This window comes from Marinomonas ostreistagni (genome assembly GCF_016888445.1).
GTDB classification, from domain to species: domain Bacteria; phylum Pseudomonadota; class Gammaproteobacteria; order Pseudomonadales; family Marinomonadaceae; genus Marinomonas; species Marinomonas ostreistagni.
Genome location: NZ_JAFEKF010000002.1, coordinates 113,770 through 131,530, shown reverse-complemented (window position 1 = coordinate 131,530; position 17,761 = coordinate 113,770). Strand labels below are relative to the sequence as shown.

General features: G+C 51.4%; 12 protein-coding genes. 8 read left to right on the top strand and 4 right to left on the bottom strand.

The features are described from left to right. Positions 1-105: 105 nt before the first annotated feature. On the top strand, positions 106-1,335 hold the full coding sequence (locus JQX58_RS06055; protein WP_204145940.1) for an aminotransferase class V-fold PLP-dependent enzyme: 1,230 nt from the start codon (positions 106-108) through the stop codon (positions 1,333-1,335). A gap of 85 nt (positions 1,336-1,420) precedes the next feature. Here JQX58_RS06055 and JQX58_RS06050 read toward each other — a convergent pair whose 3' ends face one another. Next, the gene (locus JQX58_RS06050; protein ID WP_204145939.1) at positions 1,421-2,617 is read right to left on the bottom strand and encodes an amino acid aminotransferase; all 1,197 of its coding nucleotides are present in this window, start codon (positions 2,615-2,617) and stop codon (positions 1,421-1,423) included. A gap of 272 nt (positions 2,618-2,889) precedes the next feature. After that, entirely contained in the window at positions 2,890-3,084 is a 195-nt protein-coding gene (locus JQX58_RS06045; protein WP_204145938.1) for a PA3496 family putative envelope integrity protein, read from the bottom strand. Between the two features lie 166 nt (positions 3,085-3,250). On the opposite strand from JQX58_RS06045, the gene uvrD reads away from it, so the two are divergent. The 7 genes from uvrD to JQX58_RS06010 all read left to right on the top strand — a co-directional run bounded on the left by uvrD (position 3,251) and on the right by JQX58_RS06010 (position 13,550). Beyond that, complete coding sequence (uvrD, locus tag JQX58_RS06040; RefSeq protein WP_204145937.1) at positions 3,251-5,461, top strand: DNA helicase II; 2,211 nt, start codon at positions 3,251-3,253, stop codon at positions 5,459-5,461. A 160-nt stretch (positions 5,462-5,621) separates the two neighbouring features. Continuing rightward, positions 5,622-6,674 carry a Gfo/Idh/MocA family oxidoreductase gene (locus tag JQX58_RS06035; protein ID WP_204145936.1) on the top strand — a complete coding sequence of 351 codons (1,053 nt, stop codon included), beginning with the start codon at positions 5,622-5,624 and terminating at the stop codon, positions 6,672-6,674. 258 nt (positions 6,675-6,932) lie between these two features. Further along, entirely contained in the window at positions 6,933-8,060 is a 1,128-nt protein-coding gene (locus JQX58_RS06030) for a TRAP transporter substrate-binding protein (RefSeq protein WP_204145935.1), read from the top strand. A 187-nt stretch (positions 8,061-8,247) separates the two neighbouring features. Further along, a complete protein-coding gene (locus JQX58_RS06025) occupies positions 8,248-9,477 on the top strand; it encodes a sensor domain-containing diguanylate cyclase (protein ID WP_204145934.1) in 1,230 nt (409 codons plus the stop codon). A 138-nt stretch (positions 9,478-9,615) separates the two neighbouring features. Continuing rightward, positions 9,616-10,128, top strand: a complete 513-nt coding sequence (locus JQX58_RS06020) for a sigma-70 family RNA polymerase sigma factor (protein WP_204145933.1) — start codon at positions 9,616-9,618, stop codon at positions 10,126-10,128. Next, positions 10,125-11,096: a FecR domain-containing protein gene (locus JQX58_RS06015; protein WP_204145932.1), complete on the top strand. Its 972-nt coding sequence runs from the start codon at positions 10,125-10,127 to the stop codon at positions 11,094-11,096. The genes JQX58_RS06020 and JQX58_RS06015 overlap by 4 nt, the downstream gene beginning before the upstream one ends. A gap of 90 nt (positions 11,097-11,186) precedes the next feature. Then, positions 11,187-13,550 (top strand): TonB-dependent siderophore receptor, encoded by a 2,364-nt coding sequence (locus JQX58_RS06010; protein ID WP_204145931.1) that lies wholly within the window; start codon positions 11,187-11,189, stop codon positions 13,548-13,550. Between the two features lie 132 nt (positions 13,551-13,682). On the opposite strand, the gene JQX58_RS06005 is transcribed toward JQX58_RS06010, so the two are convergent. Both JQX58_RS06005 and putA read right to left on the bottom strand, forming a co-directional pair. Further along, the gene (locus JQX58_RS06005; RefSeq protein ID WP_204145930.1) at positions 13,683-14,372 is read right to left on the bottom strand and encodes a 1-pyrroline-5-carboxylate dehydrogenase; all 690 of its coding nucleotides are present in this window, start codon (positions 14,370-14,372) and stop codon (positions 13,683-13,685) included. A gap of 138 nt (positions 14,373-14,510) precedes the next feature. Next, positions 14,511-17,633 (bottom strand): bifunctional proline dehydrogenase/L-glutamate gamma-semialdehyde dehydrogenase PutA, encoded by a 3,123-nt coding sequence (putA, locus tag JQX58_RS06000; RefSeq protein ID WP_204145929.1) that lies wholly within the window; start codon positions 17,631-17,633, stop codon positions 14,511-14,513. Between the last annotated feature and the right edge of the window lie 128 nt (positions 17,634-17,761).

Genomic DNA, 17,761 nt, shown 5'->3' with positions numbered 1-17,761 from the left:
CCTGCTGACAGGAGCAATAACTAAGGTTTTCCTGTGCAGCCCCTGACATTTGCCGCAAGCCTCCTATACTGCAAGGAAGTATCGCCAGTATAGGAGGCAGTCGATATGGCTACGCTTGATCTTGAGTTTGTTCGTTCCCAGTTTCCCGCCTTTGATGAGCCAAGCCTGCAGGAGCAAGCGTTTTTTGATAACGCCGGTGGCGCTTACGCTTGTCTGCCTGTCATCGTGCACCTCAATCGTTATTACCACCAAAATAAGCTACAGCCGTACCATCTACACCCAGTATCGCAAGACGCAGGCAAGCAGATGGACGCCTCTTATGATCGCTTAGCTGGCTATCTTAATGTGCTGCCAGAAGAAGTGCATTTAGGGCCTTCAACCTCACAAAATACGTATGTGCTGGCGCAGGCGTTTGCCAAGGTGCTGCAAGCGGGCGATGAAATTATCGTTACTAATCAAGATCATGAGGCCAATATTGGCGTGTGGCGCCGTTTGGTGGAGCAGGGGATCGAGATCAAAGAGTGGCGCGTCGATCCGATCACGGCAGAGTTAGATCCCAAGCAATTAGAGAGCCTAATTGGGCCGCGTACCAAGCTGCTGGCGTTTAACCATTGCTCTAATGTGGTGGCGCACATTAATCCTGTAAAAGCCATCTGTGAGCAGGCACGCCAAGCCGGTGTGTGGACCGTGGTAGACGGTGTGGCGATGGCAGGTCATGGCTTTGCTGATGTGCGTGCTTTAGGCGCAGATATTTATCTATTTTCTTTGTATAAAGCGTTTGGCCCGCATTTAGGTGCAATGGTGATTCGCCAAGCAATGGCCGAGGTCTTGGGTAATCAAGGCCATTATTTTAACCAGGCGTATCGCCATAAATGGTTTGTGCCAGCGGGGCCAGATCACGCCCAAGTCGCAGCTGCACAAGGCGTGGTAGATTACTTTGATCGCTTACACGATCATCACTTTGAGCCCAGTAAAGACATCAGCCAACGCGCCGAGCGAGTGCGTAAGCTGTTGCACGATGCCGAAGCTGCGTTGTTGCCACAGTTGCTAGATTATGTCTCACAGCATCCCAAGTTGACCTTAGTGGGACCAGCAGATTATCAGCGCCGCAGTGCTACAGTGTCGCTGTTAGCAACTGAGTTCAGCCCACAAGAATTAGCCGCCAAGCTGGTAAAGCAAGGCATTATCTGTGCCGCAGGGCATTTTTATGCGGTAAGGTTATTGGAAGCGCTGGGAGTGGATCCTGAGTCGGGTGTACTAAGGTTTTCGCTGGCGCACTACACCAGCCAAGCCGATTTAGATCAGCTGTTAGATGCATTAGATCGAGTGCTTTAGGCGCTTGATAAGAGCGCTTCTAGACACAAAAAGCCAGCCCAAGACGCTTGGGCTGGCTTTTTAAAAAGACTTTGAACCGCTGAGCTTAGTTCGCTAATACTTTAGCGATCGCTTCACACAGAGGTTCCATGTTGTCTTTAGTCATACCTGCAACGCTGATACGGCCAGAGCCAACAATGTAAATACCGAACTCACTACGCAGCTGTGCCACTTGATCTGGCGTTAGACCAGAGAATGAGAACATGCCGTTTTGTTGTGAGATAAACGAGAAGTCTTGAGTCACGCCTTTAGCGCGCAAAGTATTAACAAACAGACTACGCATTTCGTGAATACGCGTACGCATCGCTTGCAGTTCCATTTCCCATAGGCTGCGCAGCTTAGGATCGGTTAACACTTCTGTTACGACCGCCGCACCGTGTGATGGTGGGTTAGAGTAGTTGGCGCGGATACAACGTTTCACTTGTGAGAACGCCGCATCGGCTTGCTCAGCAGTTTCACATACTACTGTGATGGCACCAACACGCTCGTTGTACAGACCGAAGTTCTTTGAGAACGAGTTAGCGATCAGCATTTCTTGGTTTTGCTCTAGGAAAATGCGCAGACCACGAGCATCTTCTTCTAAACCATCGCCGAAACCTTGGTAAGCAAAGTCAAACAGCGGCAAGAAGCCTTGTTTGCTGGCCAATTTTGCCAACTGTGCCCATTGTTCGCTGGTTGGGTCGATACCGGTTGGGTTGTGGCAGCAACCGTGGAACAGTACCACATCACCTGCTGGCACTTGCGATAGGCTGGCAAGCATGGCTTCAAAGTCCAGTGACTTGCTCGCTGCATCGTAATACGCGTAGCTGCCGACTTCTAAGCCCACTGATTGGAAAATCGCTTGGTGGTTGGCCCATGTCGGGTTACTTACCCAAACTGTTGCACCAGACATATGCTTCTTGATGAATTCTGCGGCGATGCGCAAAGCACCGGTACCACCTGGAGACTGTGCGGTATGCGCACGTTGCTTGGCGATAATGTCATGGTCAGCACCAAATAGTAGCGCTTGAACTGCGTTGCGGTACGCTTCGGTACCTTCGATGCTCAAGTAGCTTTTGGTCTTTTCAGTTTCGACTAAGCGCTCTTCTGCTTGCTTAACCGACTTAAGGATAGGTGTCGCGCCGAGCTCATCTTTGTAGACGCCCACGCCCAAATTGATTTTGTCTGGGTGCGGATCGTTACGGTAAGCGTCGTTTAGGCCAAGAATAGGATCGGCCGGGGCAACTTGGATATGTTCGAACATGGTGACTCCCCATAAGGGTTAGAAGTACTGCTTTTATTCTAAATTAACATTAAAAAACCAGCGGTAATGGTACTCCAAGCGCTACCTGTGCGCTAGAAAAACCACCCCTCAGAAAGCGTAAATGAGTCAATTTTTGATCTATGAGGGGATCTGAAATGCTGTTTTTAAGGGTATAAAAGTTATGCCTGCAACGTGATGACGTACAGAAAGGCGTGTTGCCTAGGCTCACTATGTGGCCTAGGCAACATAATGTTGGGGCAGGTTAAGGCGCGCTAGTCGTCCCAACCATCGGAAATCGCTTGGCTTAAGCGTTTTTCCTCAAGATAGTCTTCGATGGCTCGGCGTGCTTTACGCATGCGTTCGCTACCTTCTTTTTGATTACGTTCGGTTTCTTCTTTCTTTAAGCTGATGGAAGCGTACAACAAATCGGTTTTAACTTCGGCAATGGTTTCCACTGGCGTACTCATCATTTTTCCCTCTCGGTCCATTTCGATGACAGAAATGCACAGATCACTGTCATCGACAGGTGAAAAAAGTCAAAATAGACAGACATCAAGACTTCAGCTGTTAGAAAAAAGCAAAGCTGGTCAAAAATCAACCTAATTTTTATGAATTTTTTATTGGCGGGTTCTAATGGACGTTTCTTTTATTCTCGATGTGCTGAACGATAAGCAGCGAGAAGCGGTCGCAGCACCGTTACAAAATAGCTTGGTTCTGGCTGGCGCAGGTTCGGGTAAAACCCGCGTATTGGTGCACCGTATCGCATGGCTGATGCACGCCTACGAAATCTCGCCCTACAGCTTAATGGCGGTGACCTTTACCAACAAAGCCGCGCGTGAGATGCAAGGGCGTATCGAACAGCTGATCGGCGTACCGCCTCAAGGCATGTGGGTGGGCACCTTCCACAGTATCGCCCACCGTTTATTGCGCGCTCACTGGCGTGACGCGGGTCTTAAAGAAAACTTCCAGATCATGGACAGCGATGATCAGCTGCGTCTGGTCAAACGCATCATGCGCGAGCTGAGTATTGATGAAACCCGCTGGCCGCCTAAGCAGGTGTGCTGGTTTATCAACGCGCAAAAAGATGAAGGGCTGCGCGCGGCGCACGTACCCGATAGCCATGACCCTTTTTCTAAAGGCATGCGCGAAATGTATTACCACTACGAAGAAGCCTGTGAGAAAAACGGCTTACTCGACTTTGGTGAGCTGCTACTGCGCGCCCACGAATTGATGCTGACCAACCCGACGCTGCTGAAACATTACCAACAGCGTTTTGTGCACGTGCTGGTGGACGAGTTTCAAGATACCAACACCATCCAATATGCGTGGCTACGCCTGATGGTCGGCGATGCTGGCACCATCACGGCAGTCGGTGATGACGACCAGTCGATTTACGGCTGGCGTGGCGCTAAGATCGAAAACATCCAAAACCTAGCCCATCACTTCAAAGACCTACACACCATTCGTCTGGAGCAAAACTACCGCTCGACAGGCCATATCCTAAAAGCGGCCAACGGCCTGATCATGAACAACGACGATCGCCTTGGTAAGGAGCTTTGGACCGACAGTGGTGAAGGCGAACCGATCTCGGTATACGCCGGTTTTAACGAACAAGACGAAGCGCGTTTTATCGTTGAAATCATCAAAAAATGGCGCGATGATGGCCATTCGTTAACGGATATGGCGATCCTATATCGCTCCAACGCCCAGTCACGAGTGATCGAGGAATGCTTAGTTCGGGAACAGATTGCTTATCGCATTTATGGTGGGCACAGATTCTACGACCGTTTGGAGATCAAAAATGCCTTGGCCTATGCGCGCTTAGCGATTGATCCCAATGATGACGGTGCCATGGAGCGGGTAATCAATGTGCCGACCCGTGGCATTGGTGAGCGCAGCATCGGCACCATTCGTGAAATCGCCCGTGATCAAGGTTGTTCTATGTGGCAAGCGGCGGATCAGATCGTCACCCACAGCTTGATGCCCGCCCGCGCCGCGAATGCGATTAAGGGCTTTATGCAGTTGATTCAAGGCATGGCCTCGACGCTGCAAAATCCCGACTTGGGTCTAGGTGATATCTTCGATCAAATCATTGCCGAAGCCGGTTTGATTCCGTATCACGAAAAGGAAAAAGGCGAGAAGGGTGAAGCCCGAGTAGAGAACTTAAAAGAGCTGGTCAACGCTGCCAGTGGCTTTAATTGGCTCGATACCGATGAAGAATTCAGCTCACCGATGATGGCGTTCTTAGATCAAGCGGTGCTGGATGCCGGTGAGGCTCAAGCGGACGAATACCAAGACTCGGTGCAGCTGATGACCTTGCACTCGGCCAAAGGCCTTGAGTTCCCACTAGTATTCTTAGCGGGCGTGGAAGAAAACTTATTCCCTAACCGAATGTCGTTTGAAGAGCCGGGCCGCTTAGAAGAAGAGCGCCGTCTGTGTTACGTCGGCATCACGCGTGCCATGCAAAAGCTCTACATCACCTACGCCGAATCGCGTCGTTTGTATGGTTCTGAGTCGTTCAACAGCCCATCACGCTTTATTCGCGAGATTCCAGAAGAGTGCTTAGAAGAAGTTCGCCTGCGCTCGCAAGTGGCGCGCCCAGTGTCTATGCAGCGACCTGACTACTCGGCTTCGGTGCAGCGTCAGAATCAAAACATTATGCAAGGCCACACCGTGCCAGAGACCAACGTCTCCATGGGTGATCGTGTCAAACACCCGATCTTTGGCGAAGGCTTAGTGGTGAACTACGAAGGCCAAGGCCCGCAAGCACGGGTGCAGGTCAACTTCGACGACGCCGGCTCCAAGTGGCTGGTGCTGTCGTTTGCTAAGCTAGAGGTGCTTTAGCACTCTACTTGATAAGCTATTATCCCAAGCCTATCTCACTAGGCTTGGGTCTTGGCCCAGAACCTGAAAACCTGCACAAACCCGAAAGCCTTGGTTCATAAATCCCTGATACTATAACTCAACTGTAGTATTAAGCTTGTCGATGACTAGGGAGCATTTCATGACGATTCGAGTCGGTATTATTGGATTTGGCCTATCAGGCCGAGTGTTTCACGCGCCGTTTGTGGCCCATCAAGCGGGTATGACGCTGTCGTATATTTGCTCTTCTAGCCCGGAGAAGGTTCACCAATACTGGCCTGACGTGGCGGTGGTAAGTGATGCCGAGGCGTTGATTCAAAGTGATGACATCGATCTGGTGGTGATCACTACGCCCAATGAGCTGCATTACGCGCAAGCGAAGTTAGCGCTGGAGTCTGGCAAACACGTATTGCTAGAAAAGCCTGCGGTGACAGAGCTTGAGCAAATGGAAGCGTTATGTCGCCTAGCCCGTGAGCAAAACCGAGTATTGAGCGTATATCAAAACCGCCGCTTTGACGGGGATTTCCTGCGTTTAAAGGCGTTAGTAGAAACACAAGAGTTAGGCCAATTAAAGCAGCTAGAGAGCCGCTTTGACCGCTTTCGTCCAGAGGTACAAGAGCGCTGGCGCGAGCAGCCGGGTGTCGGTACCGGGATTTTCTGGGACTTAGGCCCCCATGTAATGGACCAAGCATTAGCACTTTTGGGTACACCTGATTGGGTGCAAGCTGATATAGGTACATTGCGAGAAGGCGGTTCTGCGGCGGATACCTTTGATGTCACCTTAGCGTACGGCAAGCGTCGCGTGTACTTGGGTGCGAGTTTGTTTGAAGCTGGCGCGATGCGCCGTTACAACGCCCGTTTTGATGGCGGCTCTTGGCACTGTTATGACTTAGATGCTCAAGAAGACGCGCTGCGAGCAGGAGAGCTACCAGGTCAGCCAGACTTTGCCAGCACCAAACAGCGCGCTGCTTGTTACCTAGCGCCGTCGCAGCATGACGTGACGGCCACGGATGAGGCGATCAGCGCCGGTCGGTATGTGGATTTCTACCAGCAACTGACGGTGGCTATTCAAGGGCAGGGCGAAGCGCCTGTGACCCTTAAGCAAGCCTGTGAATTGGTGTATGCCATGACATTGGCCGAGCACTCGGCGCGCACGGGTGAGCGTCAAAGCTGGCAGTACCAGTCTGCGTTTTAATTTCGTTGTCGCTAAACGCCCTTGCGTATTTACGCCAAACTCAGCGAAATTCTACTAATTGGTTAGAATTTCGTTGAGTTGTACAAATTTCCCCCTTACCATTTTGCCGCGCTTGTCTCAGAACAAGCCCTGAGCGTCCATTATAAGAATCTGATTACAGGTCCGTTGCATTGCCTAATGACAGCGTATGACGCGCATCGATGTCTGTTGCTACGATCTTAGTCGGGCAGCAAGGTAACGAGTACTTCGAGGAAAATCATGAAAAAACTAGCGAATTTCGGCAAACTAGCATTAGCTAGCTTGCTTTCATTATCTTTGATCGCCTGTGGCGGCGATGAAGAAGCCAACTCTGATAACAGCACTCAAGCGGCAGCGCCTGCGGCTAAAGCCGAGCCGATCGAATGGAAAATGGTCACCACTTGGCCGAAAAACTTCCCCGCGTTAGGAACCGGTGCCCAGTCACTAGCAGACAGCATCACTGCCATGTCTGGCGGCCGTTTGAACGTCAAAGTATACGCTGCGGGTGAACTAGTGCCTGCCTTAGAAGCCTTTGATGCAGTATCGCGTGGCACCGCTCAAATGGGTCATGCCGCCTCTTACTATTGGAAAGGCAAAGTGCCTGCGGCGCAGTTCTTTACCAGTACACCGTTTGGCTTGACGGCTCAAGAAATGAACTCATGGCTACACAGTGGCGGTGGTTTAGAGCTGTGGGAAGAAGTATACGAGCCGTTTAACATCATCCCGATGGCGGCAGGTAACTCCGGCGCGCAAATGGGCGGTTGGTTCAACAAAGAAATCAACTCTTTAGAAGACCTACAAGGTCTTAAGATGCGTATGCCAGGCATTGGCGGCGAAGTGATGGCACGCGCGGGCGCGACCATTGTTAACTTGCCAGGTAGCGAAATGTTTACCGCGCTACAAACCGGCACCATCGATGCGACAGAATGGGTCGGCCCATACAACGATTTGGCCTTTGGTATCTACAAAGCGGCGAAATACTACTACTACCCAGGCTGGCAAGAGCCAGGTTCTACCATCGAAACCTTTATCAATAAAGATGCGTTTGAAGCTTTACCAGAAGATCTACAGCTGATTGTTCGTGCGGCGGCGCGTCAAGCCAATGCCGAAATGCTTGATGAATTCACAGCGCTGAATAACTCGGCGTTAGAAACCTTGATCAACGAGCACAATGTGAACTTGAAGCGCTTCCCTGACGCTGTTTTAGCTGAGCTGCGTACCACCTCGGATGAAGTGTTGGCCGACATTGCGGCCAAAGATCCAATGAGTCAAAAAGTGTATAACTCGATGCAGGCCTTCAAGACCAAGGTCGAGGCGTGGCACGAAGTCTCTGAGCGCGCCATCATCAACGCACGTGCGGGTGACTAACGTTAGCCCAGCGTTCAAAGAAGCCCTACAGTGGAGACATTGCGGGGCTTTTTTTATGCAGTGAAAACTTGGCTTGAAGGTTACGTAAAGACAACGAATCTTGCGAGTAAAGCTACCGTTTATCGATTGCTCTGGCGCTGATGGGTCTTTAGACTGTTAGTATCTCTCCTAAGCAAAGACGATCGCCATGGCCACTTGCACCATCTACTACTCTGCTTCTTTTGCCGCTTGGCAGGCGCCGGTTGCAACGCTATTAAACGGCACGGCTCATCAGCTAGTTTGGCAAGCGCTGGACAGCCTTTCTGAAGCGCCGGTGTCAGCGATTGTTTTGCAGCATGAGCAAGACCTGTATCGTCGAGACATTCCGCTGTTGGCCAGTCGCAGTGTGCTTTTATTAAGTGATGAATGGTCGTTTGACGAAGCCACTCAATGGCTCAAAGCCGGTGTCAAAGACAGTATGGCTCTGTCAGATAGCCAGCGTATCGCCGCTTGGATCGCCGCCGAACTTGCCCGTGCAGAGTTTAGCTTTGTCACGCAACAAGCGGCACAAACCATGCTGCAAAATGTCATTGATGCGATTCCGGTACCGATCTTTTATAAAGACGAGCATCACGTTTATCGTGGCTGTAACCAAGCGTTTAGTGAGTTTATCGGTCTGCCGCTGGAGAAAATTGTCGATCACTCGGTGTATGACGTGGCGCCAAAAGAGCTGGCCCACGTCTACTATCGTGCTGATGCTATGCTGTTGGCTGAGGGCGGTGTGCAAATCTACGAAGCCGCCTGTCAGACGCCGCAAGGCATCCGAGATATTGAGTTTAACAAAGCGGTGTTCTACAAAAGCAACGGTGAAAAGGGTGGCCAAGTGGGCGTGATGCTCGATGTCACCGAGCGCAACCTACTGATGCAAAAAGTTGAGCGTGCCAGCCGTACCGACCCGCTTACAGGCATTGGTAATCGCCGCGAGTTTGAGCAATGTGTCGACGCAGTGCTGAGCCATGCCAAGCAGTCGAGTCAAGCGGCCAGTCTGCTGACGCTAGACATCGACCACTTCAAGAAAATCAACGATGCCTTTGGTCACTCCAGTGGTGATGAGGCGTTAAAATTCTTAGTGAACACGGTGCAAGATGCCCTGCCAGCAGAAGCCACTCTGTATCGTATGGGCGGTGAAGAGTTTTATGTGTTGCTGCCAAACACCGATTTGGCGAGCGCCAAAGGCGTGGCAGAACAGATACGCGCCTACATTCCTACACAGCCTTTGATCCTAAAAGGTCAAATTGTGCGGCTAACCGTGTCCATTGGCGCGATTCAGTTAGCGTCACAGCGACAACTTGAGGAATCCTTCAAACGCGTGGATAAAGCCTTGTACGAAGCCAAGCACAGTGGCCGCAATCGCGTTTGCCTAGCGTATTACGACTAATTAAGCCGCTTGCTAGCTGATCAATTATTAGACTTCTTTGTTTAAAACAATTCTCATTTGTATTATTATTTTGCATGCTTGATATGTCGCTTCGGACATATCCTCGTAAGAGTTTTATCTGATAAAGGCTTGTTCGACATGCAAAGCGTCTCTGATCGTCATTTTGCGGATTTTTACCGTCAGCATCATTCTTGGTTGCAGCGCTTCTTGGCCCGCCATTTGTCTTGTCAGCACACCGCTGAAGATTTAACACAAGACAGTTTTACGCGCCTGATTACACGCCAAGAAAATCTGTCGTTGATTGACTCACCACGGGCTTACTTAACTACCATCGCCAAAGGCTTATTGATCAACCATTGGCGCCGCCAAGACATCGAACGCAGCTATCTGGAGTCGCTACAGACACAGCCAGAAGCAGAGTATCCCTCGGCGCAGGATCAATACGAGGTACTGCAAGCGCTGTATCAAGTGGATCAAATGCTACAGGACTTATCGAGCAAGGCGCGCCAAGCCTTTTTGATGTCGCGCTTACAGGGCGTGCGTTATCAAGACATTGCCGTGGAGCTAGAGGTATCTGAACGCATGGTGAAAAAGTACATTGCACAAGCGATGCTTAAATGCTTACAAGCCCAGCAGGCAGATGCCTCATGAGCCAGGTGACGACTCAGCAGCGTGAACAAGCGTTAGAAGACGCAGCCTTTTGGTTTGCGGCGTTGCAAGGAGATCAAGTGTCAGTCAACGAGCGCAAAGCATGGCAACAGTGGTTAGCGGATTCATCGTTGCACCGTGAGGCGTGGGCGCAAGTAGAACAGATTGATCGACAGTTTCGCCAATTGCCGGCCCAAGAAAGCTTTCAAGCGTTACAGGGAGCAGGGCGCAGTCGACGCCAGTTCTTATATGGGTTGGCGGGCTTAGCGGTGGCGTTACCGTTTGCTTGGACTCAGCGTCATACTCTAGAGGCCTCTCTAACTCCTGGTACACGTCATGAGACAGCGGTCGGCGAGCGCCGTCAATTGGCGCTTAAAGATGGCAGTCAGCTATGGCTTAACACCAATACCTTGATCAACATCGACCAGCAGGCGCCTACTCCAGAATTGTATTTAATGCGTGGTGAGCTCTATTGGGAAGCGGCCAACCATGCGCAGCCGCTGCGCCTTCACAGTGATTATGGCCAAGTCGATGCCACTGCCAGTGCGTTTGGTATGCGCTTACAAGACGACAGTGCTTTACTGGCCATGAGTGAAGGGCAAGCTCAGGTGCTGTTGACGCAATTGCCGACCCAAGTATCTGTAAAGCGCCAGCAGACTTTGCACTTTAACCAAGCGAATTCAGTGCTCAACCAAGGCGTCTCCGCTAATGCTCAAGCTTGGCGTGATGGTTTCTTGGTGGCTGACAATATGCGCTTAGAAGATTTTATCCGCGACCTTGATCGCTATCATCCACAGGGTTGGTTGAAGTGCTCCGCCGCGATTGCCAACTTGCGTTTAGTGGGGCATTACCCGCTGGCCGATACACGTAAGGTGCTGAATACCTTGGCGTTTACCTTGCCGATTCAAGTACGTGAAATCACGCCTTGGTTCACTCTTATAGAAGAGAATAAAAATATTTCTCATTCCTAGTTCCCCTTTTTGTGGTTGTCGGGGCATATCTAGTGAACGCGTCACGAAGCTGACGTAGGCCCATTTATCACGAACTTTTGAGAACTCACAATGTTTAAACGTACGGCTATTTCCGCATTAGTACTGGGCGCGCTATGTACTGCGCCTGTGTACGCCGAGCAAACAATTACTGGTCCAGACAGTGTGATGCAGGCAAGCAATACCTATGACATCCCCGCAGGCGCTTTGTCGCAAGCGTTACTGAAACTGGCGGCCGACAGTGGACTGTCGCTCTCAGCACAAGCGAATTTAACCTTAGGTAAGGAAGCCGACGCATTAAACGGAGATTACACCCTAGCACAAGCACTGCAGCAATTATTGGCAGGTACTCGCCTAAATGCTGTGGTCCAAGACGATGTGATTTATTTGTCACAGCCACTCGCCGCGGTCAACTCAGAACCTTTTGAGATGGACGCGCTGGCCGTCACAGCGCAGCGTAATGATCGTGTGTCAAAAGGCGCGACCGGATTAGCGCTCGCGATCAAAGATACTCCGCAATCCATCTCGACCATCGATCAAGAAAGCATGGCGGATAATGGTCTGACGGCCAGTAATGAAGCATTAAGCTTTATTACTGGCGTCAATGTTGACCAGTACGAAACCAACCGTGCTCGTTACAATTCCCGTGGTTTTGGTATTCAGCTCACACAAGTGGATGGCTTGGGGATGACCAATGACTGGGGCACCGTGATTGGCCAAAAAGATACTTTCCTATTTGAAAAAATCGAAGTCATCCGTGGCGCCAATGGTCTACTGACGGGGGTCGGTAATGCCTCAGGCACCATTAACTTTGTGCGTAAGCGTCCGACCAATATCGATGAAGGCCAGCTGAATCTTAGCGCTGGCTCTTATGGCAAAATGCGCGGCGCGGTGGATTACAACAAGGTGCTGACTGAAGATGGCCGTTGGGCAGCGCGCGTGGTGGCGGTCGGTGAGCAAAGCGACTCATACATACGTGACCTAGAAGATCAGCACCAATCGCTTTACGCAGTAGTCGACGGTCAAATCGGCGACAATGGTATTTTGACCTTTGGTATGAATTACCGTAACGCCGAACAAGATGCGCCTATGTGGGGCGCGATGCCGCTTAATATCGACGGCGGTGGTCAGCTGGAGCTGGATCGGTCCTCGTCTTCCAGTGCTGAGTGGGCGTATTACGATACCAAAACAAATGATGCCTTCGTGGAATACAGCCATTTCTTACCCAACGATTGGGAGCTTAAAGGCACTTACACCTATCGTGAATACGAAGGCGACTCGAAACTGTTCTTTGCCTCTGCACCTAACAATTCGGTCAATGCTGACGGTACGGGCTTATTCAGCTTTCCTTACTCCGGTTTTACCAAGCTTGAAAACAATGTCTTTGATTTGAACTTAAGCGGCGACTTTAACGCTTTTGAGCGTGAGCACAGCTTTTTGGCGGGGGTAAGTTATTCGCGCCAAGATTCTAAGCGTTATGTGCGTAACTTTGATACGGACACTTACCGAGGTCAGCCATTGCCAGCGTTGCCTTATGGCGGTGATGTTCCCGTTGAGCCTGAGTTTGGCCCTAAGACCTTAACCGGGACGGGCGAGCAGCAGCTAACGCGTTTTTATCTGGCGTCTAAACTTGAGTTAACCGATGCATTGCACTCCATTGTCGGCGTTAATGCGATTAAGTTAGAGCGTGAAGGGGACTCTATCTTTGGTGGAGGCAGTACCACAACTAACTATCCGGATACCGAAGAAGTTAGTCCTTACTTAAGTGTGCTGTACGATTTCACCGATGATGTGGTCGGTTATGTGTCTTACTCGGACATTTATCAAAACCAAGACCAAGTTGGATACGATGGTAATTATCTGGATCCCGTAAAAGGTGTGAACTACGAAGCGGGTGTCAAAGCCGAATGGTTGGACAATCGCGTGCTGACGACCTTCTCGGTGTTTACCGCGGAACAAGATGGTTTGGCGACACTAGGCGAAGGTCGCAACGCAGAAGGTGATCGCTACTACGTACCGAAAGAAGTGAAGTCGAAAGGGGTGGAAATGGAAATCATGGGGCACGTAACCCCTCGAACTCGTATGTCGCTGGGTCTGACGCATCTAAACCTTGAAGGTGCTGATGGTCAGGATATCTACGAATACGTGCCACGTACCACAGTGAAATTCATGATGGATACACGTGTTGAACAAGTGCCTGGCCTAAAAGTCGGCGTCAACACTCGCTGGCAGTCAGATATCGAATCCACCTACGGCATGACCCAAGACGATTACATGTTAACCAATGCGTTTGCCTCTTACGAGTTAAGCGACGATGCCACGGTCCGTCTAAACATCGACAATATCTTTAATGAAAAATACATCCAAAGTTTGTACTCGACCGCTTACTACGGCGCGCCGCGTACCGCTTCGATGTCATTCGATTATCACTTCTAAAGGCAAAAAAAAGCCCACGGCTCAGTTAGGGAGGAAGCCGTGGGCGGATCACTCAGTTAGCGGGTAACGATAGGCTGAGTTAAAACAAAAAATGCTTGGCGCACATCCGTGCGCCAAGCCAAATAGGCCGTATCACTCAGCCTGACTACCCAGCTCTAGCAAGGTAGCGTTACCGCCGATGGCGGTGGTGTTGGTGGTCACGGTTTGCTCGGTGACAAAGCGCAAAATCGTATGTGGCGCGGCGACACTTGATAGTTGTTGGGTGTCGGTTTCCTCAATCAGCTGACACAGCAAACCGTCTTTTTGCGCCAAGCGCTGGCTTAATGCTTGCGCATGTTGGCTATCACATACAATCGCCACCCCGGCTAAACCTGCTGCGGCAATGATGGTGTCTTGGGCTGACTCAGCGACGTTTTGTATGACGCCTTCGGGCACGTGCGGGGCAATTTGATCCATCAATGCTTGGCCCTCAGGCCCAACTGTAATGACAGGGTTGCCTGCCACCAGTGCGGCGTAAAGGTGGCCGACCAGTGCCACGGTTTTGAGCTCTGCCTCAAGGTCTGTTTGTGCCGTCACCAGAAACGCACCGCGTCCATGGGTAGACAGTACGTTGCTTTCCCCAGTTGGGCCGGGTAACACCTCAGCCTCGCCGATTTGCGCTTGGGCATTGTCTAATTGCCACTGGGCCATACGCGCTTGAGCATCGTTAAGGCCTGCAATAGTGCGTGCTAGCGCCGTTGCTCGAGCCGCCACACCAAGAGCGTTCCAAGTTTCCAGCACTTGGTTGGCGACCTCCATCTGAATCGGTTTTACCATCGTCATATCTTGTTTCTCCTATTGCTTAGGGGGCAGCCTAAACAATGTCAAAGTCTAACCTCACTTGCCTTAATCGCATCGAGCGGCAGGCACCTCTATCTGCCGTGTGGTGCTATCAGCATCGGCAAGGACTAATGCGCGTTTTTAAAGCAGTTGCTCTTTCGCAAAGCGTGGCAAATAGTGCGGGCCGCCTGCTTTTGGTCCAGTACCTGATAAGCCTTGGCCACCAAATGGTTGTACGCCAACTACCGCACCGACTTGGTCACGGTTGATGTACAAGTTACCCACGCGGGCACGTTTGGCGATGTGCGCACAAGTGGTTTCGTTGCGGCTGTGTACGCCCATGGTCAAACCGAAGCCAGAGTTATTAATGGTATCGATGATCTTATCGAGATCTTTGGCCTTGTAGCGCACTACGTGCATGATCGGGCCAAACTTCTCTTCTTTTAGCTGATCAATGCTGTCGATTTCAAACGCTGTCGGCGCGACGAAAGTACCTTTATCGGCGTCTTGCGGCAGCTCAGATTGTGCGATCAAGCGCGCTTCTTGCTTCATGGTGTCGATGTGTTCAAGCAGCATCGTTTGCGCTTTTTCATCGATCACAGGACCCACATCGGTCGAATGTAAGTAAGGCAAACCGACACTTTGTTGTTGCATGGCCCCCGCGATCATCGGGATTACACGATCAGCGATATCGGCCTGCACAAACATCACGCGTAGCGCTGAACAACGCTGCCCCGCTGATGCGAACGCTGAGCGCACCGCATCACGCACCACTTGCTCTGGTAGCGAGGTGGAATCAATGATCATGGCGTTTTGACCGCCGGTTTCGGCGATCACAGGCACGGGTGCCACGCCACGCTCGGCCAGTGTGCGGTTGATCAGTTGTGCGGTACCCGTAGAGCCAGTGAAGGCTAAGCCAGCGATATGTGGATGCTGTGTTAAGGGTGCACCGACGGTCGCGCCATTACCAGGCACAAAGTGCAGAGCGTCTTTCGGAATGCCTGCTTCATGCAGCATTTGTACCGCACGGTAAGCAATCAAAGAGGTTTGCTCGGCGGCTTTACAGACCACTGTGTTACCAGCGACTAAGGCAGCGGCGACTTGGCCGGTAAAGATCGCCAATGGGAAGTTCCAAGGGCTGATGCAGGCAAACACACCACGGCCGACCAGCTTAGCGTTTTGCTGTTCACCCAAGTAGTTGGTGAAGGCCTTCGGCGCCGCAAAGTTTTTACGCGCTTCTAGTGCGTAGTAGTTACAGAAGTCGACTGCTTCACGCACTTCATCGATGCTGTCTTGAATGGTTTTACCCGCTTCACGGTGACAAATAGCCACCAATTCGGCGTAGTTCTCTTCCATCAGCGTTGCCATGCGCTCAAGGCAGGCGGCGCGCTCATCGGCTGGCGTTTGTGACCACGTTGGGTAAGCTCCGTGGGCAGTCTCGATCGCTTGATTGACGATCTCAGCGTTGGCCCAATGTACTTCACCAGCCACTAAACTGTGATCGTAAGGGCTTTTAACCGCGTGTACATCTTCTGTGCTTAGGCTCTCGCCTGCGACGATTGGCTGGGCTGTCCACTTGGTTTCTGGGCCCATAAAGGCATCAACCGCGGCTTTAAATGGCTGCCATTCGGCTTCGATTTCGATATTAGGGCCGTAGGAATTGGCTCGGTTATCGAACATATCCCGTGGCAAATCGATCAACGGATTGCGCAGAGTTTTACGGCTCTTCAGCGTGGTGACTGGATGATCAACCAATTCAGAAACAGGGCAACGTGCATCGACCAAACGGTGTACAAACGAGCTGTTGGCACCGTTTTCTAACAAGCGACGTACCAAATACGGTAGTAGGTCTTTGTGGCTACCGACCGGTGCGTAGATGCGCACACAGACGTCTTTGTCTTTGATCAGACGGTTGTACAGGGCATCGCCCATACCGTGCAAACGTTGGAATTCGTATTCGCTGGTATTCGCGCCGTGGCGCTCGGCAATGGTCGCCACCGTCGCGATGGTGTGCGCGTTATGGCTGGCAAATTGCGGAAAGATCCATTCACGGGTGTGCGGGCTTAATAAGAAATGCGCGCATGCAAGATAAGACACATCGGTGCCTTCTTTGCGGGTGTACACAGGGTAACCGCTAAGGCCGCGCTGTTGACACAATTTGATTTCAGAATCCCAGTACGCGCCTTTTACCAAGCGTAGAGGGATGCGATCACCGACGTCTTTGGCCAGCGCCGCCAACCAAGTCAGCACTGGCAAACAACGTTTTGAGTAGGCTTGCACGACTAGACCAAATGACCCCCATCCCTTGGTGCACTCGTCACGGAATAATTTTTCAAACAGGTGCAGCGACAGCTCGAGGCGATCGGCTTCTTCGGCGTCGATGGTGATACCCACGTTGAGTTCGCGAGCGCGGGTGATCAGCTGTTTTACGCTGGCAAACAGCTCCGTCATAACGCGCTCTTCACAGCCTACTTCGTAGCGTGGGTGCAGTGCCGACAGTTTGATTGAGATGGTCGGGCGGTAGCCTTTGCTGTAGGTGTCTTGGCCAACTGACTCGACCGCTTGCAGGTAAGACTTCAGGTATTTGTCGGCATCGTCAGCGGTGAGCGCCGCTTCCCCCAGCATATCAAACGAGTAGGTGTAACCTTTGTCGCGGTAGCTTTTGCCGCGTGATAAGGCTTCGCTAATAGAACGTCCCAAAACAAACTGATGCCCCATGATTTTCATCGCTTGGTTCATCGCCTTGCGGATCACGGGCTCAGAGACGCGATTGATCATGCGATTAACCAGATTAGCTGGCTTGCCATCTTTGGTTTCGTCCATGGTCACTACTTTGCCGGTCAGCAAGAGGCCCCAAGTGGACGCATTGACGAAGAAAGACTCAGAGTGATTGGCGTGCGACGCCCAGTCGGCGACGCTCAAGCGGTCTTTGATAAAGGCATCGGCGGTTTCTTTGTCGGGCACGCGCATCAAGGCTTCCGCCAGACACATCAGCAAAATGCCTTCTTTGGTATCTAGGCTGTATTCGAGCAGTAGGGAGTCAATCATCGACATGGATTCGCCGTCGGCACGCACTTGTTCGATCAGATCGGTAGCGGCGTCGGTGCTGGCTTTAAGTTGCGCATCAGTCGGCTCAGCAAGGGTCAGTAATTCACCTAACCATTGCTCTTCATCGGCGCTGTATAGCGGTGAAATGCGCTGCCACAGTTCATCAAGAGGGCGCTCAAGAATAGACGGTTGTAACACGTCGAGTGCGTTAAACATAATCGGATTCTCCCACGACAAGCCAAAGTAAAAGCTTTGGTTCAGACGCTGAATTGGTGGTGAAAGATGCTCAATTAAGTGTTGCAAAGAGTTGGCAAAACACAAGCTGGCATCCTGTCAGAATGGGA